This is a genomic window from Planctomycetota bacterium (assembly GCA_016235865.1).
Lineage (GTDB): Bacteria > Planctomycetota > MHYJ01 > JACQXL01 > JACQXL01 > JACRIK01.
In genome coordinates, this window is record JACRIK010000014.1 from 1 (window position 1) to 20,206 (window position 20,206).

At 49.5% G+C, this 20,206-nt stretch carries 20 protein-coding genes; 13 read left to right on the forward strand and 7 right to left on the reverse strand.

The genetic code is table 11. The annotated features are described in order from the left end of the window. The 8 genes from HZA49_04650 to HZA49_04685 form a co-directional block, all read left to right on the forward strand. Positions 1-531, forward strand: a 531-nt coding sequence (locus tag HZA49_04650) for an AAA family ATPase (protein MBI5778724.1), incomplete at its 5' end; no start/stop codon positions are given. A gap of 9 nt (positions 532-540) precedes the next feature. Then, positions 541-2,610, forward strand: a complete 2,070-nt coding sequence (locus tag HZA49_04655) for a polysaccharide biosynthesis tyrosine autokinase (GenBank protein MBI5778725.1) — start codon at positions 541-543, stop codon at positions 2,608-2,610. An 85-nt stretch (positions 2,611-2,695) separates the two neighbouring features. Next, on the forward strand, positions 2,696-2,929 hold the full coding sequence (locus HZA49_04660; GenBank protein ID MBI5778726.1) for a NifU family protein: 234 nt from the start codon (positions 2,696-2,698) through the stop codon (positions 2,927-2,929). 68 nt (positions 2,930-2,997) lie between these two features. Then, positions 2,998-3,336: an SCP2 sterol-binding domain-containing protein gene (locus HZA49_04665; GenBank protein MBI5778727.1), complete on the forward strand. Its 339-nt coding sequence runs from the start codon at positions 2,998-3,000 to the stop codon at positions 3,334-3,336. Between the two features lie 133 nt (positions 3,337-3,469). Beyond that, positions 3,470-5,173 (forward strand): bifunctional phosphoribosylaminoimidazolecarboxamide formyltransferase/IMP cyclohydrolase, encoded by a 1,704-nt coding sequence (gene purH / locus HZA49_04670; protein MBI5778728.1) that lies wholly within the window; start codon positions 3,470-3,472, stop codon positions 5,171-5,173. 240 nt (positions 5,174-5,413) lie between these two features. Beyond that, on the forward strand, positions 5,414-6,334 hold the full coding sequence (locus HZA49_04675; protein MBI5778729.1) for a hypothetical protein: 921 nt from the start codon (positions 5,414-5,416) through the stop codon (positions 6,332-6,334). A gap of 33 nt (positions 6,335-6,367) precedes the next feature. Next, positions 6,368-6,838: a hypothetical protein gene (locus HZA49_04680; GenBank protein ID MBI5778730.1), complete on the forward strand. Its 471-nt coding sequence runs from the start codon at positions 6,368-6,370 to the stop codon at positions 6,836-6,838. 40 nt (positions 6,839-6,878) lie between these two features. After that, entirely contained in the window at positions 6,879-7,256 is a 378-nt protein-coding gene (locus HZA49_04685) for a PAS domain S-box protein (protein ID MBI5778731.1), read from the forward strand. Positions 7,257-7,965: 709 nt separating this feature from the next. Here the strand turns inward: HZA49_04685 and ftsW are convergent. The 4 genes from ftsW to HZA49_04705 form a co-directional block, all read right to left on the reverse strand. Beyond that, entirely contained in the window at positions 7,966-9,096 is a 1,131-nt protein-coding gene (ftsW, locus tag HZA49_04690; GenBank protein ID MBI5778732.1) for a putative lipid II flippase FtsW, read from the reverse strand. Between the two features lie 64 nt (positions 9,097-9,160). Next, entirely contained in the window at positions 9,161-9,511 is a 351-nt protein-coding gene (locus HZA49_04695; protein MBI5778733.1) for a four helix bundle protein, read from the reverse strand. Between the two features lie 46 nt (positions 9,512-9,557). Further along, the gene (gene mraY, locus HZA49_04700; protein MBI5778734.1) at positions 9,558-10,640 is read right to left on the reverse strand and encodes a phospho-N-acetylmuramoyl-pentapeptide-transferase; all 1,083 of its coding nucleotides are present in this window, start codon (positions 10,638-10,640) and stop codon (positions 9,558-9,560) included. Positions 10,641-10,701: 61 nt separating this feature from the next. Then, on the reverse strand, positions 10,702-12,111 hold the full coding sequence (locus HZA49_04705; GenBank protein MBI5778735.1) for a UDP-N-acetylmuramoyl-tripeptide--D-alanyl-D-alanine ligase: 1,410 nt from the start codon (positions 12,109-12,111) through the stop codon (positions 10,702-10,704). Between the two features lie 144 nt (positions 12,112-12,255). On the opposite strand from HZA49_04705, the gene HZA49_04710 reads away from it, so the two are divergent. From HZA49_04710 to HZA49_04730, 5 genes are all read left to right on the forward strand, one after another. After that, positions 12,256-13,011, forward strand: a complete 756-nt coding sequence (locus HZA49_04710; protein ID MBI5778736.1) for an ATPase — start codon at positions 12,256-12,258, stop codon at positions 13,009-13,011. A 119-nt stretch (positions 13,012-13,130) separates the two neighbouring features. Further along, complete coding sequence (locus HZA49_04715) at positions 13,131-14,843, forward strand: phosphoenolpyruvate carboxykinase (protein ID MBI5778737.1); 1,713 nt, start codon at positions 13,131-13,133, stop codon at positions 14,841-14,843. 41 nt (positions 14,844-14,884) lie between these two features. Continuing rightward, complete coding sequence (locus HZA49_04720) at positions 14,885-15,088, forward strand: hypothetical protein (protein MBI5778738.1); 204 nt, start codon at positions 14,885-14,887, stop codon at positions 15,086-15,088. Positions 15,089-15,101: 13 nt separating this feature from the next. Continuing rightward, positions 15,102-15,623, forward strand: coding sequence for a hypothetical protein (locus HZA49_04725; protein MBI5778739.1), 522 nt, complete (start codon positions 15,102-15,104; stop codon positions 15,621-15,623). A gap of 39 nt (positions 15,624-15,662) precedes the next feature. Further along, positions 15,663-17,759 carry an acetate--CoA ligase family protein gene (locus HZA49_04730; GenBank protein MBI5778740.1) on the forward strand — a complete coding sequence of 699 codons (2,097 nt, stop codon included), beginning with the start codon at positions 15,663-15,665 and terminating at the stop codon, positions 17,757-17,759. Between the two features lie 9 nt (positions 17,760-17,768). On the opposite strand, the gene HZA49_04735 is transcribed toward HZA49_04730, so the two are convergent. The 3 genes from HZA49_04735 to HZA49_04745 form a co-directional block, all read right to left on the reverse strand. Then, positions 17,769-18,128, reverse strand: a complete 360-nt coding sequence (locus HZA49_04735) for an STAS domain-containing protein (GenBank protein ID MBI5778741.1) — start codon at positions 18,126-18,128, stop codon at positions 17,769-17,771. Positions 18,129-18,130: 2 nt separating this feature from the next. Beyond that, entirely contained in the window at positions 18,131-18,835 is a 705-nt protein-coding gene (locus HZA49_04740; protein ID MBI5778742.1) for a PAS domain-containing protein, read from the reverse strand. 177 nt (positions 18,836-19,012) lie between these two features. Further along, positions 19,013-20,194 carry an FprA family A-type flavoprotein gene (locus HZA49_04745; GenBank protein ID MBI5778743.1) on the reverse strand — a complete coding sequence of 394 codons (1,182 nt, stop codon included), beginning with the start codon at positions 20,192-20,194 and terminating at the stop codon, positions 19,013-19,015. Between the last annotated feature and the right edge of the window lie 12 nt (positions 20,195-20,206).

The window sequence follows — 20,206 nt, forward strand, 5'->3', positions numbered from 1 at the left end:
GATAAAATCCCGACTGCCAAGGTAGAACTGATTGAGGTTATTAACGGGATGCTCCAGCGTAACCTGGACATCAATAAATACACCGTGGTCATAGTCGATGAAGCTCATCTGATTGAAGACCGGCTCATCTTTGAGGAACTCCGGCTGTTATTGAACTTTCAGTTAAATGACAAATTCCTGCTGACCCTGGTGCTGATCGGCCAGTCGGAATTGCGAGAGAAGGTTAATCTGGTCCATCCGTTAAGGCAGCGTATTTCCATCAGATACCATCTGGAACCGCTCAACGAGGAGCATACCCGGGAATATATCCTGCACCGCCTGAAGACGGCGGCGAAAGAGGGCGGCGATTTGGCCCATCTCTTTTCCAAGGATGCCTGTAAATTAATTTACCAGTACTCCAAGGGGTTTCCCCGGGAGATAAATCATATCTGCGACCTGTCTTTGTTGGAAGGGTACCTCAGGCAGGAAAAATCCATCCCGGTGGCAATTATCGAATCCGCCGCCAAGGATTTGGAAATCTCGTATGCCTAACCTATAAATATGGCACAATATGAACTCAGTTTAAGGGATTACTGGCGGGTCGTCCGCAAGCGGCGTTGGATAATTATCATCATTATCGTCCTGGTCTCGGTTATTACCTTCATTTATTCTACATTCCAGTCTCATGTCTATCAGGCCACAGCCACGGTCCACTATAAGGAACAGCGGCTTCTGGCCACGATGTTGAGCGAATTAATATATCAGCCGATAGGGGATATCATGCTGTCGCAGGCGAAGCTGATTGAGGGGTATAATGTGGCAGAACTAGCCGCCAAATCACTGGGTTGGGTCAAGGCCGATATGCCGAAGAAAGAGGAAATCAGGATCATTTCCTCTATCCAGGCCGCGGTTGATGCCAAGGTGGTGCCCAATACCGATTCGATTGATATCATTGTCCAGCACAGCGACCCCCAAAAAGCCGCGGAGATTGCCAATGCCATGGCTTATGCCTATAAGGACTATAACCTCATTGAGAAGAGTAGCCAGGCTACCAACCTGCGCGAGACCGTGGAAAAACAGCTGTCTCAGGTTCGCATTGAACTTGGGAATGCAGAGGCCGCCTTGCAGAAATTTAAGGAGGAGAATAAGGAGGTGACCGGCACGGCTCTCCCGGCCTATAGCAGGTACGACTCTTTGAAGAAAGAGGAAGAAACGCTATTGAGAAAATATACCATAAAGCACCCCGATGTTATCAGAATAAGGCAGGAACTTGAGGTGCTGGAAAAGGAATTAGCCAGATATCCGGAAAAGGAAATAGTTCTTTCCCGATTAATCAGGGATAACACCATTAACAGCGGTCTTTATGCCGACTATAAACAGCAACTTGAAAGGGCCAAGATAGCTGAGGGTGAAAAGACTCCTGATGTTCGCTTTGATAATCCGGCCTGGCCGCCGAGCAGTCCGATCAGGCCGGACAAGGTGACCAATCAGCTTATCGGGTTGATACTCGGGATAATCATAAGCTTAAGTCTTGCCTTTATCATTGAGCATCTCGATACCTCCATCGGCACCATAGAGGAAATCGAACAGCTGGTTCAATTGCCGGTCCTGGGCGTGATTCCCTATCTCTCCCCGGAAAAATCCGGACCGGAGAAACAGCATTCCAAGCATCATAAGAAAGATTTCTGGTTATCCGCAACCGATTTCCTACTGGATACTTTCTATACGCCCCTTTTTAAGGAAAACAGCAAGTCGCCGTCCGGGGAGGGCATGTCCAAACAGGATTTCTATATCAAGTCGGAGAAGTCCATATCCGAGACCGAGCGGGTCCGGACGCAGCTGATCTGGAATTACAGCCCGACCTCGCCGTTATTCGAATCCTATCGCACCCTGCGCACCAATCTGGTCCGTTCCGCAAATAAGCCGGGCGCTGAGAATGCCGCTCAACCAATCCTGCCGGATGAGTCTAATAAAGTTATTGCCATCACCTCAACCGGCCCCCAGGAGGGAAAAACCATTACGGCCAGCAATCTGGCCATTACTATGGCCTTGCAGGGCGGTATGGTCCTGCTGGTGGATATGGATATGCGCAAGCCCCTGGTCCATAAGATATTCGGCCTGGAGCGGGAAAACGGATTGAGCGACATCTTAATCGGCATCAAGAAACTGGATGCCTGCGTCCATAACATCACCGATATGCTGGTGGGAGGTATAAAGTTTGATGTCATTGTCAATACTCCGGGCATAGATAATCTTCATGTGATCACGGCCGGCACTGCGGTGCCTAACCCCTCGGAACTGCTGACCCGGGGTATGTCGGAATTGTTTAGCCAGCTGCGGAAACGGTACCAATACATCATCTGTGACTGCCCGCCGGTTTTAGCGGTCGCCGATGTTCTGGTATTGGGGCCGAAGACCGACCTGACCGCTCTAGTATACCGGGCCGGCAAGACCGCCAAGGGCGCGTTGCTCCGGGCCAAGGAGCAGATAACCTCCTCGCATATTAACCTCAAAGGGCTGATTCTTAACTACGTTACGCCGGAAATTGAGGTTTCGCCTACCTATTACTATAATTACTACCGGTATTATCCTTCCGATAAAGAGCCAAAAGAGCCGGCCGCCAAAGTATAATCTTCGGATTTTGTTGACAACCATATCAAAATAAGGTAGCCATATCTGAAATAAACCTCTGAACCGATAGAAGGAGAATAGGAAAATGCCAACTCTACAGGAAAAGGTTGAAGCCGCGTTAGGCAAGGTCAGGCCGATGCTGGCGGCCGACGGCGGCGGCATCGAACTGGTCAGCGTGGATGACAAGGCCGGAGATGTCAAGGTCAAACTGACCGGCGCCTGCGGCTGCTGCCCGATGTCACAGATGACCCTAAAGATGGGGGTGGAAAAGGCGTTAAAAAAGGAGATCCCGGAAATCAAAACCGTTACCGCGGTCTAAAACCTGTGAAACTTTGGACCGTGGCTGGTTACCGGCCGCTGTCCACTTTATTAGAATAGGAGTTGTCTATGGCGACTGTAAAGGAGATGGTTAACCAGATGCCCGGGATGTTCAACTCAGCCAGGGCTAAGGGCTATAACCGGCAAATCCAACTCAATCTTACCGGCGCTGATGCCGGACTTTGGTGGCTGGAGATTAAAGACCAGAAATGCGTGGTCCATGACGGTAAGCTCGATAATGCCCGCCTGATTCTGGAAATGGACTCCAACGATTTCCTGGATTATTTCACCGGCAAGGTTCATCCGATGGATTTGGTCCGTTCCAAGAAGATGAAGTTCACCGGCCCGATGACCGAAGGCATCGCCTTTAACGCCATCTGGAATATACCGGTGGTGCCGCAGCCGTAATTCTAAAGGTAAGTCCCGACGTTCGCTCGCAGTGAGCGAAGCGAATCTGTCGGGATCTAACTCGCTGTCCCTCACGGGATCGATCTGCGGTCGTAACGACCGTAGGTCTAACAGCGAGTAAGAGAGGATTTTCATGCTCAAAATCAAACGCGCGGTTATCAGCGTCAGCGACAAGACTCATATCGTGGAGTTTGCCAAACACCTGAAGAAATACAAGGTGGAAATCATCTCCACCGGCGGCACGGCCAAGACCCTGCAGGAAAGCCGGATCGGCGTCACGCCCATCTCAAAAATCACCGGCAACAAGAACGATGAATACTTTGACGGCCGGATGAAAACCATCAGTTTCAATTACGAAAGCGCGTTGCTTTACAAGCGCAATAATTCCCAGCACGCCAAGCAGGCCCGGGAACTGAAAATCCCCCAGATTGACATGGTGGTCTGCAATCTCTACCCGTTTGAAAAGGTGGTGGCCAAGGAAGGCATCACCAACGAGGAAGCCATCGAGAATATCGATATCGGCGGGCCGTGCATGGTCCGGGCCGCGGCCAAGAACTACGAATGGGTAGTGGTGGTCACCGACCCGTCCCAGTATAAAGAGGTCCTGGCTGAAATGGACAAGCATAACGGTTCAGTCTCGCTGGAGGTGCGCAAGAAACTGATGATAGAGGCGTTTGACCGGACGGCCGATTACGACAGCGCCATCCATACCTATTTCAGCAGCCATCTGGGCGAAAATATGGTCAAGCGGATAAAATTCCATGACGGCAAACAGCTTGGTCGCTATGCCGAGAACTGGCACCAGAAGGGCTGGCTCTATAAATCGTCAGCCAAGGCCTGCAGTATCCCCTGGGCCCGCAAGGTGCACGGTGAGGCGCTGGGTTATAACAATTATCTCGATGCCGAAGGCGCCTTGCAATCGGTCCTGGAAATGAAGGATTACATCGCGGTTTCAATCATCAAACACGCCAATCCCTGCGGCTATGCCACGGGCAAGACGCTGGATGAGGCGTTTGAAAAGGCCTGGGCCGGCGACCCGGTCAGCTCCTTCGGCAGTGTCATTGCGCTTTCCCGGCCGCTGGATATTTCCGTGGCCCAGATACTGGGCGAGCGGTTTGTGGAAGTGGTGGTGGCGCCGTCGGTCAGCAAGGAGGCCCTGGGCTATATCAAATCACTGGGCAAGAAAAAGGAAAACCTGCGTATCCTGGAAGTCGGGCCGCTGGAGAATGTCAACACCTCAATGCTGCGCTTTATTACTGGTGGCGTCATGGAACAGGAACCGGATAACAAGTTCTACCTGACCAAGGCCATTGACGAACTCTTCAAGCGGGCCTTTAAGGTAAAGTGCGAGAACAGCGGCAAGGAACTGACTGTTGGAATGGTGACTAAGGCAAAACTGAATCCCAAGCGCGCCAAGCTCTATGAATTCGCACTGCGTTATGTCAAGCACGTCAAATCCAATGCCATAGGTATCGTCCGCGAGTATGAAGACGGTTTATTCCAGGTCATCGGTATGGGTTGCGGCCAGCCCAACCGCAAGGATTCCGTGGCCCTGGCCGCCCAGAAGGCATACGACCACCTGAAATTAGAATACGAAAGGACCAAGCCCAAAGGCACGATGGCAAATTGGGTTGCTAATGAACTGGCCAGCGACCGGGTGGTCCTGGTCTCGGATGCCTTCTTCCCGTTCCGGGACGGACTGGACAATGCCGCCAAGGTTGGTATCAAATACCTGATTCAGCCCGGCGGCTCCAACCGCGATGAAGAGGTCATCAAAGCCGCTGACGAACACAAGATAGGGATGCTGTTTACCGGCGTTAGAAAGTTTTACCATTAAAGCCGGTTTGGTAGCTAATTGTCAAGTGACCGGGAGCGCAGCGAGCGAACACAAGATAGGGATGCTGTTTACCGGTGTACGGAAATTTTACCACTAATAAAGGATTTGCCACTAAGACCCGAAGGCACGAAGGGAACAACCCCCGTACCCCCCTTAATAAGGGGGACTAATGGGAAAATTCCCCCTTAACAAAGGGGGACTCAGGGGGTTGTTAGTGTCTTGGTGGCAAGGAAGTTTTCTATGAAGCTTAAAACTGTTCCTATTTCCCAGCGTAAAACCCTGGTTGATGTCAGGCACTTTGCCAGGTTAACCCCGCCGTCAAAGGCATTTAATGCCTTTGTCAACTCATTTCCGGATATACTCGGCGGAAGCGACTTTAAGGCGCTGGTTGACTCTATCGTTAGGGCAGTCAAGGCGAAAAAGACGGTGGGCGTTGGTTTGGGCGCGCACGTAATTAAATGCGGGCTGTCTCCGGTGATTATTGACCTGATGAAGCGCAAGGTCATCAAGGCCATTGCCATGAACGGAGCTACCGCCATACACGACTACGAAATCTCGCTGGTTGGCAGAACCTCAGAGGATGTGGCCGCGAGCATCAAGACCGGTCAGTTCGGAATGGTGGACGAGACCGCCCAGGCGTTTGTCCGGGCATCTAAGGATGCGGTGCTGAATGATAAAGGACTCGGTGAGTCATTAGGCCATCTCATCCTCAAAGACCGCAATAAATACGCCTCGTACAGCATCCTGGCTCAGGCCGCCAAACTGGGTATTCCGGTCACGGTTCATGTTGCCCTGGGCACGGACACGATTCACATGCATCCGGCCATCTCAGGCGCTGAGTTAGGCGAATCATCTCTGAATGATTTCCGTATCTTTACCCAGGTCATCTGCGGGCTGAACAGGGGTGTCTGGCTTAATATCGGCTCAGCCGTGATTCTGCCTGAGGTGTTCCTCAAGGCCGTATCCCTGGCCCGGAACCAGGGCTATAAACTGGACTCCTTCACCACCGCCAATCTGGATATGATACAGCACTACCGTCCGCGGCAGAACGTCACCGGCCGGCCTCTTAGCAAGACATCTGTGGGCATCAATCTCACCGGCCAGCACGAGATACTCCTGCCGCTGTTACGTATGGCGGTGTTGGGTAGGGTAGGCAAATAATTAATACTAGGAAGTAGACGTTAAGACGTTAAAATGAGATTTACAGCATTAGTGCTGATGTTCAACCTATGTGTGTTGATAGCAAGTTGTGCACGACAAGAAAAGGTAGCCACGATCGATGAAGCGTATAAGGACGGATTTGAGAGTGTCGTTCTGGATTACAAGAATAGTACCCAACTAACGGTACTAAACTTACGCCTTAAAGAAGCAGAAGATTATATTAGCAATTCGCCAACCGCAACATTTATCGTTCCCGTTGAAAAAGTTAAATTTGTGAAGGAAGAGTTGACGAGATATAACAGGGGTGGTTCAAGGAATTACCCTGTTGTTCTGGTAAACGTCAAAAATACCAATAACGATAGCCAGATTGTTAATTTGTCATTTCATTACAGTAAATGCACTTTTGATTATTGTTACGAGGCAACAAAGGATAAGGTGATTCCTCTCTGGTCAAGTTTTAGGGATTTTGCTCGAAATTCAAAGACGGTTTACAAGAAGAGGTAGATTTATTCTTAGTGTCTTCGTGCCTTAGTGGCTAATAATTATGAAACAAATCAACTGGTCCGATGAATTCCCCGGCGCGATAACGGTTTGTGATGCCAAGGGGATTATCCTCTATATGAACCAAAAGGCCGGGGAGGTGTTTAAGAAATACGGCGGGCTGAAACTCATCGGCCAGAGCGTGTTAGACTGCCATCCCGGACCGGCGCGAACCAAATTGCGTAAGATGCTGAAAAGCCATAAGCCCAATACCTATACTATCGAGAAAAAGGGGAGAAATGAGCGCCATAAGGGCGCCATGGCGCTTCGGCGCCAGAAGATTATCTTTCAGACACCCTGGTATCTCAAAGGTAGGTATAAGGGATTCGTGGAACTCTCGCTTGAAATCCCGTTTAAGATGCCTCATTTCGTAAGGAAATAATAAGTTCCAGGTGTAATCCGGTGATATAATACTAATTAACCACCGCACCTCTATTTTTATTGAGGCCTTTATCCCTGTTCTTTACCCGTAGTGTAGGTAATCTATACCATGGGGGGAGGTGTTCTATACAGAGGGGGGAGGGTATGGCACCAGATACGGAGAGGTATGGCACCCGATACTGGTAGGTATGGCACCCGATGTGGAGGGGTATGGCACCCGATGTGGATGGGTATGGCACCCGAGGTGGACGGGTATGGCACCCGAGGTGGACGGGTATGGCACCCAGTATGGACGGGTATGGCACCCGATATGGACGGGTATAGCACCCGCTATGGACGGGTATGGCACCCGCTATGGACGGTTATGGCACCCGCTATGGACGGTTATGGCACCCAGTATGGACGGTTATGGCACCCAGTATGGACGGGTATGGCACCCGATGTGGATGGGTATGGCACCCGATGTGGATGGGTATGGCACCCCATATGGATAGGTATGGTACCCGATATGGATGGGTATGGTACCCCATATGGATGGGTATGGCACCCTCTATGGGTATACACCCCCTATCACCATATTTTTGTGATAATACGATGGTAGATAAGTGGTTAGGTAAAAATAGAGGTATTTTTGACCGTCTTTTATTAGGATAGCAGGCTAGATAGTTAATAGGCAGTATCTGCTATGGGGTATATGGCAAGTAAAACAGTTATTTTTGGATGCGTAACTGGTTGGGGTTTTTATGCTCGGATTGGACGGCGATATTTACCAGGATTCCGATGGCGAACATAAAGACGAGTAACCCCGAGCCGCCGTAACTGATAAATGGCAGTGAGATGCCTTTGGTGGGCATTAGGGCGGTGACCACGGCGATATTTATCACGGCCTGGATGACTATCATCAGGGTGATGCCAATGGCCAAGAGCGAGCCGAACCGGTCTTCGGTATGTTCTGATATCTTCCGGCCGTGCCACATCAGGAAGAAGAATAACAGGACTACGAGCAAGGTGCCGATGAGCCCCAATTCTTCACCGATGATGGACAGGATAAAGTCCGTGTGTTGCTGGGGTAGGTAGAAGAGTTTCTGGTAGGACAGACCCAGTCCGTGGCCGAATACACCGCCGGAACCTAAGGCAATCTGGGCCTGGTTTATCTGGTAGCCCTTGCCGGCGCTGTCGGCCATGGGATTAAAGAAGACGCTCAGCCGGGTTTGGATATGCGGATAAAATGACGCCACCAAGGCAAACACCACCGCGCCGACAACCAACCCGATAGGTAGTATATAGCTCACTCTGATTCCGCCGATTATCAGGAGTATGCCGGCAATCAGGGCGATAAAGACCGAGGTGCCGATGTCCGGCTCTATGATAGTCAGGAGGATAGTGAATCCGATGACCAGGGACAGCGGGATGAATCCTTTTTTGAATGACTTGACTTGGTCCGGGTAGCGGTTGACGAATGCCGCGATGAAGATAATCAGGACAATCTTGGCTATTTCGGATGGCTGGAATCCGATTGGGCCGATACGCAGCCAGCGTCGGGCCCCTCCGGCCACGTGCCCGATGCCCGGAATCAGCACCAGGATTAAGAGCAGCCAGGATATGGCCAGCAGGAACGGGCTGACCTTGGCCCAAAATTGGTAGGGGATGCGGCTGGCGATTATCATGGCGATAATCGAGAAGAGAATCAGAATACCTTGCTTCTTGAGGAAGTAGTTGCCGTCCTGGATAGATTTGGCTGACTCAGCCCTGATGGAACTGCTGCTGTAAACCATGATAATCCCGAAGCCGAGCAGGGCCAGGGTAATGAGCAGGATTTTGTGCGAGTTTCGTAGATGCATAGTGTTTAGCTTAGAGCATAGAGCGTATAGGTTATAGTAATATAATTCCAGGGCGCATAGGTTACTATGAAAGACTTCTTCCAAAGCCGGTCATCATTTTACACAATTCTTCAACTGCGCCGGTGAGCTCTTCTTTTACCGGATTAGTTATATATTTTCTTCTGTTAAATACGACAAGCATGCTGACTACTTCATAGGCAGAGCGTTTCGCATAGGTTAAAAAGAGCCTGGTTTCCTTGGTAGTGTCGCACCCGGTTCCTTCGGCTATATTATTGGTGATTGAAAGGCCTGCGCCCCGGAGTTGCTCGGCGAATCTGAATAGGTTCTTTTCAGTTAAATTGTCTGCGATATCAATAAGTTTATCCAAAACATCAATTGATTTCTGCCAGACCTTTAATGTTTCAAACCTGAACATATTTGTTTTCCTATACTCTACGCTCTAAGCTCTATGCTCTAAGCTTTTAGAGTTCAATCTTCAATGTTGCCAGGGTTAAAATGGCCAGTATGGCCGCGACAATCCAGAACCGCAGGGTAATCTTGGGTTCCGGCGTTCCGTTAAACTGGAAATGATGATGGATGGGCGCAATCTTGAAGACCCGCTTGCCCCAGAACCGGAATGAGATAATCTGGATGATGACCGAGAGGGTGTCAATGACAAATATTGCGCCGACCAGGAAGAGCGTCAGTTCTTGCTTGCCGGTGACGGCTACGAATCCCAGGGCGCCGCCCAAGGCAATGGAGCCGACATTGCCCATAAATATCTCGGCCGGGAAACTATTAAACCACAGGAAGCCCAGGCAGGCGCCGACAAAGGCGGCCATGAAGATGGTCAGTTCGCCGCTGCCCGGGATATAGGGAATCTCCAGATAGCCGGTGTAGTCCACGCGCCCGACGATATAAATAATAATCAGATAGGCCAGTCCGGCCATAATCAGGCATCCGGTGGCCAGTCCGTCCAGTCCGTCCGTCAGGTTGACGGCATTTGACGAAGCCATGATGACCAGGGCCACCAGGAAGGGATACCATCGGCCTAATTCGATGCTGATCTTTATGATGGGGATATAGAGGGTGATGGCAGAGGGCTGGTATTCTTTGAAGTAGTGCCAGAGCCCGAAACCCACGGCCAGGCCGATTAATCCCTGGCCCAGTAATTTGGAGAGCTTACTGATGCCGCCGTCTTTTTTGGCCCGGAGTTTGACCAGGTCGTCAATGAATCCCAGGGTCAATAATCCGAAGGTGAGCAGGATGGCGTAGACCACAAAGATATTATCCAGCCGGGCCAGCAGGGTAGTGGTGATTAAGATAGAGCCGATGATGGCAAATCCGCCCATGGTCGGGACCGATGCCTTGTGTTGGTGCAGTTCGACGAGCCGTTCTGAGTCCTTTTTCTCGGTGCGTTCCAACACGCTCTTTTTCTTGAGGAGCTTAATCAGCAGTGGAGTAAATATAAAGACCATGATAAAGGAGACGACCGCAGCCAGCGCGGTCCGGAAGGTGATGTAACGGAATTGGGATACGAAGGACGAGATTAGGTCGTATAACATAAAATAAAACTTTACCCCTCACCTATTCTCTCCCCCAAGGGAAGAGGATAGGGTGAGGGGGTTATATAATCTTCTCCAAAGCATTAGCCCTGGAGCCCTTTAGTAAAACCGTATCGCCCGGTTTAAGTATCTTATTGAGCGTGGGTCGGGACTTATCCACGGTCGCATAATAAAACACCGTTTTATTTCTCGGCTTAAGCCGCAATAGTTTATTCACCGTGTATCTGGCTTCCGGCCCGATGGCCACCACCATATCAATACTGCTTCGGGCGATATCATCCGCCGCTGCTTCATGGAACCGGCGGGAATACCGGTCTAATTCCCGCATCTCGCCGAACACCAGGATTTTCCGGCCTTTGGTCTTCATCCCGGATAAATCATTAATCACCAGCCCGACTGATACTGGGTTGGCGTTGTAGGCGTCGTTTATAAAAGTTATCCCATTTTTGATGCGCTTATCCATGCGCATGGCCGGGAGTTGGAAATCTTTTAATGCCTGGCATATCTCCTTTGGTTTTAGGCCCAGATGTTGAACTGCCGCGAAAGCCGCCAGTGCATTCTTGACATTCCACGAACCAAGAACCGGTATAAAGCAATCATAATGCCCGCCGTTTCTAATTGATACGGCAAATCTTAGGCCGGTTGGGGATACTTTTATCCTGTCCGCCCGGATATCAGATGAACCGTTAATACTAAATGTTACTGATTTATATTCGGCATATTTTGCCAATCTCTTAAGCCCTTTATTAGTAGAGTCAAACACTGCCTGAGCGTGGTTTTTCAGGGATTTAAACAAAGAGGATTCCTCTTTGAAAACACCGTCCGGGGTCTTTAAACCGTCCAGATGGGTGGCGGAGATATTGGTAATGACCGCGATATCGGGCTTGAGTATCTCGGCCAGGTAGTCAATCTCGCCGGGTTTGTTGGTGCCAACCTCAGCCACCAGGTATTGTGATTTTTCATCGACTGAAAGTATGGTTAGGGGCAGGCCGATAAAGTTGTTGAAACTCCTGGGCGATTTGGTTACCGCGTATTTCTTGGATAGGATATGGGCAATCATATCCTTGGTGGTAGTCTTGCCGTTGCTGCCGCCGACGGCGATGACCGGGATAGTCAGTTGCTTGCGGTAGTAGACGGCAATATCGCCTAGCGCCAGAAGAGTATCCTTGACTTTTATGATAGGGGGTCGGGTGGATTTAATACCTTTGGGAATACGAGAAGCTATAATGGCTGATGCGCCCTGGCTGACAGCCTTTTTGATGAAGTTATGGCCGTCAAAGTGTTCGCCTTTGAGCGCAATAAACAGGTCGCCTTTCCGAATGTCGCGGGTGTCCGTGGAAATCCGGCGGATAACGAGTTCGCACAGGTCCCCGCTGGGCACGTCAAAGGGCGCGGTAAAGATGCGGTTCTTTTTCGAGGCGATAATCCGGCCTTTAGTGGCCTTGATTATCTCGTACAGGTGTAATGGCATCATTAGATATATTATCGGCAGATTTTAGGCATCCCATTATCTGAATTATCTGTGTTTACCCCCACACCAATTTATTGGTGTGCGGGGTTTATCTGTGGTTGCAACTTTCTTGAATAGTAAAACTGATTTTGCTATGATATTGTTATGTCACAATATTTTGCCGGAATAGACGTGGGCGCCTCGGCTGTCAAGGTGGTTATTATCAATGACAAGAAAGAGGTGGTGGCCAAGGCATTACGTAAGACCGGCGTGGATATTGTCAATTCAGCCCAGGCAGCTCTGGACGAAGCCCGTACCTCGCTTAATATTGCGCGAATGTTCTCGACCGGATTCGGCCGGAGCAACCTGCCCTTTGTTCAGGGGGCCATCACCGAGATTTCCGCCCATTCCAAGGGTGTCTACTATTATTTCCCCAGGGCGTTGACCATTATTGACATCGGCGCCCAGGATAATAAGGTGATTCATCTGGATAACAACGGCCATATGGTTAATTTCAAAATGAACCGCAAGTGCGCGGCCGGCACCGGCGCCTTTCTGGAGGAGATTGCCTATAAGATGGATATTCCGATGTCCGAACTTAATGGACTGGCCAAACGCTCTGATAATCCGGTCGAGCTGGGCAGTTATTGCACGGTCTTTACCGCCACCGAGATTCTGACGCGCATCCGCGAGGGCAAGCAGAAAGAGGATATTATCCGGGGCGTCTATAGTTCGGTGGTAAAGCGGATTGTCGAGATGGATCCGTTGCAGGGTGAGGTGGCCATTACCGGCGGCGTGATTGCTCATAATGACGTGATAGTGGACTTGTTGAAGAAGTACGCACAGAAGGATGTGCTGATACCGCCCAGCGCCCAGTTTACCGGCGCGCTCGGCGCGGCGCTAATGGCACTGGGATTCTAAAATGTTAACGATTTAGAATATTAGGAATGGTATCTATTACCAAATTAACGCTGAGACGGGATGGAAAACAGGTAATCATTCATACAAATGGCTATATCTGCCGGTCCAAGGAGGAGCTTTTGAAAAGCGCCGCCTTTAAACGGGTGGTCGGCTGGTATGTTGATTATCTCAGCAAGCACGACTTGTTGCTTCTTAAGTCATTAAACGGTAATATAGCCAGGAAATCAACGGTTGTCGATTTGGTTAAACTTTTAGTCGGGTTGGAGAATGCACCGTTAAGCGAATTGGCGCGGGTTTCCCCCGGTCTGAAGATTTACCTGAAGAAACGCGAATTGCTCCACGAGTTTGCGGAGGGTCTTTACAACTTCTGGCGCAGTTACGGCCGTTTCCTGGTCTGCCATTTTGATCCTGAAGCCAGGTCGGGATATGAGGAAAAACCTTACCGCACCTTTAACCAGACCGTGGAGCAGCTTACCCATATTGTCAGGAGCGCTTATCGCGACATCTGCGAAAATATCACCGGCGACCACCCACGGGTTTACCGCCAGGTCTCAGCCGGCTGCGAAGTCGGATTGATAGTAACACCCAAATCCTGGCCCGCACCCAAGGGTTTATACAGTAAACTTAAAAATACATCTTTCATCCGCCAGGTCTGGATACACCCGCCGCTGATTATTGACCCGCCGATGAACAAACGGACCGGCCAATTCCAGCGGATTTATGAGAATCCCCTGAAGTACATCTCGCCGGATGAAGGCAAATGGTTTTGCTATCCGGCCCGGGTCGGGCATCTGGTCATATTTATATATTTCCATCAATCGGTTATCGGATTGGGATGCGCCTTGTCCAATTTATTTGAGTTGGCCGGCGATGAACAGATAGCCGAGGGCCCTGATGCCGTATATTTCTATGGCGCATCGCCTGAGAGTTTGGCCCGGTTCGGGAAAATGCCGACCGTTTTCTATGACGACGAGCCGAACCGGATTTTGCTTGCCGCGGTGCCGGCCGGCGACGAATTCGGCTATTTCGGATATCTCAAGAAGATGGTTCTGACGCTCCACAATATCATTATGCTCAAACAGGGCCGGATGCCTTATCATGGTGCGATGTTCCGGATTATACTAAAAGACGATACCCGGGCCAATATCCTGATGATGGGCGATACGGCCACCGGCAAATCAGAATTACTTGAGGCTTTCCGGACCCTGGGCCGCGATTATATCCAGGAATTAAGAATAATCGCCGACGATATGGGGTCGCTGGAGATTAAGCCCAATCGCACCATTGCCGGTTACGGAACGGAAATCGGCGCCTTTGTCCGTTTGGACGACCTGCAACCGGGCTTTGCCTTTGGACAGATGGACCGGTCAATCTTTATGAGCCCGCAGAAAATCAATGCCCGGGTGGTTTTGCCAGTTACTACTATGGAAGAAGTTTTGCGTGGTTATGAATTAACTATGCTGTTTTATGCGAACAACTACGAATCCGTTGACGACAATCATCCGGTGATTGAGCGATTCTCAAATGCCGAAGAGGCGCTGAAGGTTTTCCGGGAAGGCGCGGCTTTGTCCAAGGGCACCACCACGGCCACCGGATTGGTACATACCTATTTTGCTAATATTTTCGGCCCGCCGCAATACCGGACGTTGCATGAGAAGATTGCCCGTAGGACATTCAAGGCCGCCTTTGATTCAGGCGTTTTCGTGGGCCAGATACGGACCCGGCTGGGGATTGCCGGCTGCGAAACCAAAGGCCCCCGGGCCGCAGCCCAGGCGTTATTTGAGTTAATCAGAGAAAGAACATTATTAGAGACGTCTGTATATGCTAAATAGACAACGAGGTTTATCCTCGTTGATATGCTTGGGAAATAACCATGAATAAAGAATGCCCGAACACTAAACTCAATCTGGCGCACTGCAATTGTACCTATACGCCTTGTGACCGGAAGGGCAATTGTTGCGAGTGCTTGTATTATCACCGGCTGAATAACGAACTACCGGCCTGCTTTTTCCCCAATGATGTGGAAAAGACCTATGATCGTTCAATAGAGAGATTCATACAATTAGTGAAGAGGTAATTACAGGGATAAAATGAAAGTTGTTATTACATATATTTTTCTCATTCTTATATTGGGGCTTACATCTGTGGAATGCTCAAATAGAGAGACAGTTATAAAGCAAGTACTGAACAAGAAATCCACTTTAACATCTCTCTCACCGGGAAAAGCTGTTGAAGAGACGATTAAAATGATATATCAGGATATTAAGGCACTGAATGGTGTTTTCCCTCAGCTTGCAGAGATTGAATTAGCTAATGTCGGTTTAAATAGCTTTCGCTATGAATATGGATTTATAGATGACGGCAAAATGAAAGGGCCTTCGTTTGAGAAGAATGGTTGTGGGGTTTATGTTGAGATTGAATATCCGATCTATCCTGATAATCTAACTCAATTAAAATCATATGATTATCCGGATATTAATCTCAGGTTTTGGCGTTTAGTCAGGGCAGACCCAAACAGTGACTATACAAAAGAATTTAATTCAACCGTGAATGAAATTATTAGTAATAGGATGAATACTTTAATCCAACACCTTAAGGATGGTAAGAAATAAATCTGTGTAATCTGTGGCAGAATGGAAAGAAGATTAGTTATGTTAGATTCATTATTTTCCCCAAAATCCATAGCGGTCATCGGCGCGTCAAACCGGCCCCTGACCATCGGTTACCGGATTATCCAGAACCTGAAAGACATCGGATTCAAGGGCCCGATTTATCCAATCAATCCCAAGGATCCGGAGATAAACGGCCTAAAGGCCTATCCGTCCATTACGGCTGTGCCGGGCGGGGTTGACCTGGCTCATATCGTGGTCAAGAATACCATGGTGCCACAGGTGGTTGAGGAATGCGGAAAGAAAGGCGTTAAGGCGGTGATTATCAATACGGCCGGATTCAAAGAAATCGGCGGCGCGGGCATAGAACTGGAGAAGCAAATAAAGGAAATAGGCAAGAAATATGGCGTGCGCATCTTCGGCCCGAACTGCCAGGGCGTGATGAATACCGAAGTAACCAACCCGGTTTATGCCAATTTTACCTTTACCCGGATTAATCCGGGTTTTATCTCCATCCTGGCCCAGAGTGGCGGGGTGGGCGAGGTGATTAACCAGCGCCTGGCACAACTGGACGTTGGTATTCGGATGTACGCCTCGAACGGCAATGCGGCGGATATTTCCATCCCGGAAATTATGGAATATTGGGGCAGTGATGATAAGACCCGGGTGATTATCTTGCACATTGAAAGCCTGGCCAATCCGCAGGAGTTTATCCGGGTGGCCAGCCAGATAACTCCGCACAAGCCGATTCTTGGGATGAAGACCGGCCGGACCGCCATGGGCGCCCGGGCCGTGGCTTCACACACCGGCAGCTTGATGAAGGCGGACACAGCTATCGAAGCTGTATTTAAGAAGTGCGGTATTATTAGTTTTACCAATCAGGAAGATATCTGCCAGGCGGCCATTGCCTTTGCCTCACAGCCGGTGCCGCTTGGGCCGAGAGTAGGAATCATTACCAATACCGGCGGGCCGGCCATTATTGCCACTGATGAATGCATTGAAGGAGGGCTGACTATTGCCGATATCTCTGAAGACACCAAGAAACATCTCAAGGCCAATCTGTTTCCTGAGGCCAGTGTCAATAACCCGGTTGATGTCCTGGCCACGGCCGGGCCCAAGGAGTTTGCGGTGGCCATTGAGTCGCTGCTCAAGGACTCGAATATTGATTCTATTCTGATTAACTTTGTCACGCCGTTCTTTGTCGACTGTGCCGGCGTGGCCCGGGAGATGAAACGCATCGCGGCTACGGCCCAAAAACCGATTGTCATTAATAACATGACCGATAAAAAACAGTGGGCCGAAACACTGGAAATCATCAAATCCAGCGGCATTCCGGCTTATGACCTGCCGGAAACCGCAGCCAAGGCGTTGGTGGCACTGACTAAATACGGCGAATACCGGAAGAGGTTATCAGGAAGCAATGATATTAAGGTGTCAGAACCAAAGGATGTTAAAGCCCAGGCCACCCGGGATATTATTTCTAACGCCCGAAAATCAGGCCGGGAATTCCTGTCGCTGGGTGAGGCGCTGGGCGTGCTGTATAATTATAATATCCCGACCGCTAAATTCGTCATTGTGGATAAGCCCGAGGATATTCAGGTCTCGGCCGGATATGTCGGATTCCCGCTGGTGCTTAAGATTGATTCGCCGGAAATCATCCATAAGACCGAGCAACAGGCCGTGATACTTAATATTACGAACAAGGAACAGTTGGCTAATGAGATTGTTAATATTCGAAAGAGATTCGGCGGTAAAGTGGCTAAATACCTTATCCAGGAATACCTGACCGGCGGCCGGGAGGTGATTATCGGCGCTAATTACATGGAAAATCTGGGCCATTTGATAATGTTCGGCCTGGGCGGGATATTCGTCGAGGTGATGAAGGATGTGGCTTTTGCCATCAATCCCTTAACCTATCTTGAGGTGCAGGAAATGATTCGTTCGGTTAAGGGTTATAAGATGCTTGAGGGCGTCCGCGGGCAGCCGGGCATTGATATGGACCGGCTCATTGAGATTATGATGAGGGTGTCGCGGCTGCTTAAGGATTGCCCGGAAATAAAGGAGTTGGACCTCAATCCGGTGGTGCTGTATCCTGAGCGCGACCGGTGTAAGGCCGTCGATGTCAGAATAAGGATATAATCGAAACCGCTAGGGATGCGCGGGCGTGTGTTGTTCGATTATTTTCAGGGCATTAGGTATTGTATCGGTAAACGAGAGCATCTTGGACATGCCGAGCATCTCGAATATTTCCCTGACTTTTGCTTTGGGATTAACCAAAACAATGATACCTTTATTTTCTGCGGCCACGCAGTGGACGGCGATAAAAATACCGGCCCCGACGCTGCTCATATAATCGACTTTGGATAAGTCCACGATGAGTTTGTAATTATTCTTTTCCATCAGCTGGTCGAAGGATTCTTCGAATTTTTGGCAGGAGAACGCATCAATAAAACCCTCCAGTGAAACTATTGTAATGTCGTTCTGGGCTTGGGTGTTTAGTTTTAGCATAATTACTTCCCTCCTTTTTGTCCGCTGATATCGCGGAATATACCCTGAATGACTTTTCGGTTGTTAATTTTCATCACCCGGGAACTGATCAGGACCGGCACAATAGTGCCGTCTTTTCTTGCCACCTGTTGCCGGTCTGTCTCGACTATCCGGCCCATTTTTACATGGTTTTTGAAGTGTTTTTCGTAATAGTCTTTCTTTTGGAGCGGGTGGAGTTGCGACTGGTGCATTCCGATGATTTCTTTTCTTGAGCGTCCCAGCAGGACTTCGGCTTCTTTGTTGCAGTCAATTATTACCCCGGTTTTGGCGTCGCCAACAAAGATGGCGTCATTGGCTTTCTCGAATAAGTCGTGGTGGTGTTTATTGTGTGCGCTGGTTGATTGGAACATCTCGTATATATCATTAAATAAGAATTTTACTAATTCATTAGAGTCTCCGGCCTTAATCAGGCGATGGACTTTTTGAGCGGGCGCGCCATTGGAAACCCGGCAGATGATGTGTGTGCTTAGGCCCAATACTTTAGCCAGTTCAACTAGTTTAGGCAGGCGGGGAACCGGGTATTTGCCGGTTTTAAATTCGTGGAAGTTCTTCTCATCCATTTTCCATCTGCGGGCAATCTGCCGGTCTGAAACCTCCGTGCCTAATACTAGGCGGATGAATCTGTAAAGATTGATGGAGTCCTTGAATACTTTTCGTTTCTTTTCCATACTTAGGTTGTCCTTTTTTGCTTATTGTCTGCCCCCGGCAGTGGCAATCACTTAAAATACCGGTGAATTTTGGCAATATACCAATGTTATGGCATTATGTCAAGAAAATATGAATAATTTAGTGAAAATATTGGTATGGATGTGGTGGTGGGATTTACCAGTGAGCATCTCCGCCGGCTATCCGTTTAGTTGCCTGTGTTTCTGGAGAATGCTGTCAGCCAACCGGTCTAAGGCCTTAAAATCAGTTTCCTTGGGAAATCCCCTGATGATAACCGGCTCGATGACTTCGACTTTGAGATTAGTCAGCATTCCGGTAATCTGTTCGGCCATCTTGCCGCCCCAGCCGTAAGAGCCGATAAGTGAAGCGAATTTCGCCTTGGGTCTCAGGGCATTGGTCAGGTAGGTGGCATAAAGCGCGGCCGGATGCGGTCCGACCAGCACGGTCGGTGAGCCGATAACGATAGTCGCCGCATCAACCAGGGCCATAGCCAACTCGCCGATGTCGGTTTTGGTCAGGTTGAACGGCTTTACCGATATATTCCGCTTAATAAGCGCCTCGGTAAAGTAATCAACCATTTTTTTAGTCGAGCCGTGCATGGAAACATAAGGGATGAGCACTTCGTTCTTGACATCATCAGATATCCAGTCCTTATAGGCGTCCATGATAAATGACGGCTTGGGGTAGGCCGGCCCGTGGCTTGGGGCGATTATTTCTATCGGCAGATCCTTTATTTTTTCTATGTGCTTTTTGATGCTGGTTCTGAAGGGCATCATTATCTCCGCATAGTATCGCTTAGCCGACCGGTAGACCAGTGGTTCATCAGTCACATACAGGTCGCTGGTGGCCAGATGCGAGCCGAATAAGTCGCACGGGAACAATATCTTATCTTCCTTGAGATAGGTCAGCATGGTTTCCGGCCAGTGCACCCAGGGCGCCAGGATAAAATCCAATGTCTTGTCGCCCAGTGAAATGGTTTCCCGGTCTTTGACTTCAATAAAGCGGTTATCAGGAATGAGCAGTAAATCCTTGAGCATCTCCTTGCATTTCTGGTTGGTTACCACTTTGGCCTGCGGGTAGAGCTCCAGAATCTTGGGGATGGTGCCGGAGTGGTCCTGTTCGGCGTGATGGCAGATTACATAATCAATCTTGCCGACTTCCAATTCCTTTAGGTTGCTTATAAGTTCCGATTCCTTGGCCGGGTCAACCGAATCCAGCAGGGCGGTTTTATCAGTGCCTTTTATCAGGTAGGCATTGTAGCTGGTTCCCTCCGGCAGGGGAATCAATTCGTCGAATAGGCGGCGGTCCCAATCAATCGCTCCGACTGAAAAGATATTGGTTTTTATTTCTCTGGCGGGCATAGTTATTATTCC

What these genes read in the sequence shown, in the direction of transcription:
- mraY (MBI5778734.1), bottom strand. Translation starts at nt 10,640, where the DNA reads ATGTTATACGACCTAATCTCGTCCTTCGTATCCCAATTCCGTTACATC.
- HZA49_04695 (MBI5778733.1), bottom strand. Translation starts at nt 9,511, where the DNA reads ATGTTCAGGTTTGAAACATTAAAGGTCTGGCAGAAATCAATTGATGTT.
- HZA49_04660 (MBI5778726.1), top strand. Translation starts at nt 2,696, where the DNA reads ATGCCAACTCTACAGGAAAAGGTTGAAGCCGCGTTAGGCAAGGTCAGG.
- ftsW (MBI5778732.1), bottom strand. Translation starts at nt 9,096, where the DNA reads ATGCATCTACGAAACTCGCACAAAATCCTGCTCATTACCCTGGCCCTG.
- HZA49_04655 (MBI5778725.1), top strand. Translation starts at nt 541, where the DNA reads ATGGCACAATATGAACTCAGTTTAAGGGATTACTGGCGGGTCGTCCGC.
- HZA49_04730 (MBI5778740.1), top strand. Translation starts at nt 15,663, where the DNA reads ATGTTAGATTCATTATTTTCCCCAAAATCCATAGCGGTCATCGGCGCG.
- HZA49_04685 (MBI5778731.1), top strand. Translation starts at nt 6,879, where the DNA reads ATGAAACAAATCAACTGGTCCGATGAATTCCCCGGCGCGATAACGGTT.
- HZA49_04665 (MBI5778727.1), top strand. Translation starts at nt 2,998, where the DNA reads ATGGCGACTGTAAAGGAGATGGTTAACCAGATGCCCGGGATGTTCAAC.
- HZA49_04725 (MBI5778739.1), top strand. Translation starts at nt 15,102, where the DNA reads ATGAAAGTTGTTATTACATATATTTTTCTCATTCTTATATTGGGGCTT.
- purH (MBI5778728.1), top strand. Translation starts at nt 3,470, where the DNA reads ATGCTCAAAATCAAACGCGCGGTTATCAGCGTCAGCGACAAGACTCAT.
- HZA49_04705 (MBI5778735.1), bottom strand. Translation starts at nt 12,111, where the DNA reads ATGCCATTACACCTGTACGAGATAATCAAGGCCACTAAAGGCCGGATT.
- HZA49_04720 (MBI5778738.1), top strand. Translation starts at nt 14,885, where the DNA reads ATGAATAAAGAATGCCCGAACACTAAACTCAATCTGGCGCACTGCAAT.
- HZA49_04680 (MBI5778730.1), top strand. Translation starts at nt 6,368, where the DNA reads ATGAGATTTACAGCATTAGTGCTGATGTTCAACCTATGTGTGTTGATA.
- HZA49_04740 (MBI5778742.1), bottom strand. Translation starts at nt 18,835, where the DNA reads ATGGAAAAGAAACGAAAAGTATTCAAGGACTCCATCAATCTTTACAGA.
- HZA49_04745 (MBI5778743.1), bottom strand. Translation starts at nt 20,194, where the DNA reads ATGCCCGCCAGAGAAATAAAAACCAATATCTTTTCAGTCGGAGCGATT.
- HZA49_04735 (MBI5778741.1), bottom strand. Translation starts at nt 18,128, where the DNA reads ATGCTAAAACTAAACACCCAAGCCCAGAACGACATTACAATAGTTTCA.
- HZA49_04675 (MBI5778729.1), top strand. Translation starts at nt 5,414, where the DNA reads ATGAAGCTTAAAACTGTTCCTATTTCCCAGCGTAAAACCCTGGTTGAT.
- HZA49_04710 (MBI5778736.1), top strand. Translation starts at nt 12,256, where the DNA reads ATGTCACAATATTTTGCCGGAATAGACGTGGGCGCCTCGGCTGTCAAG.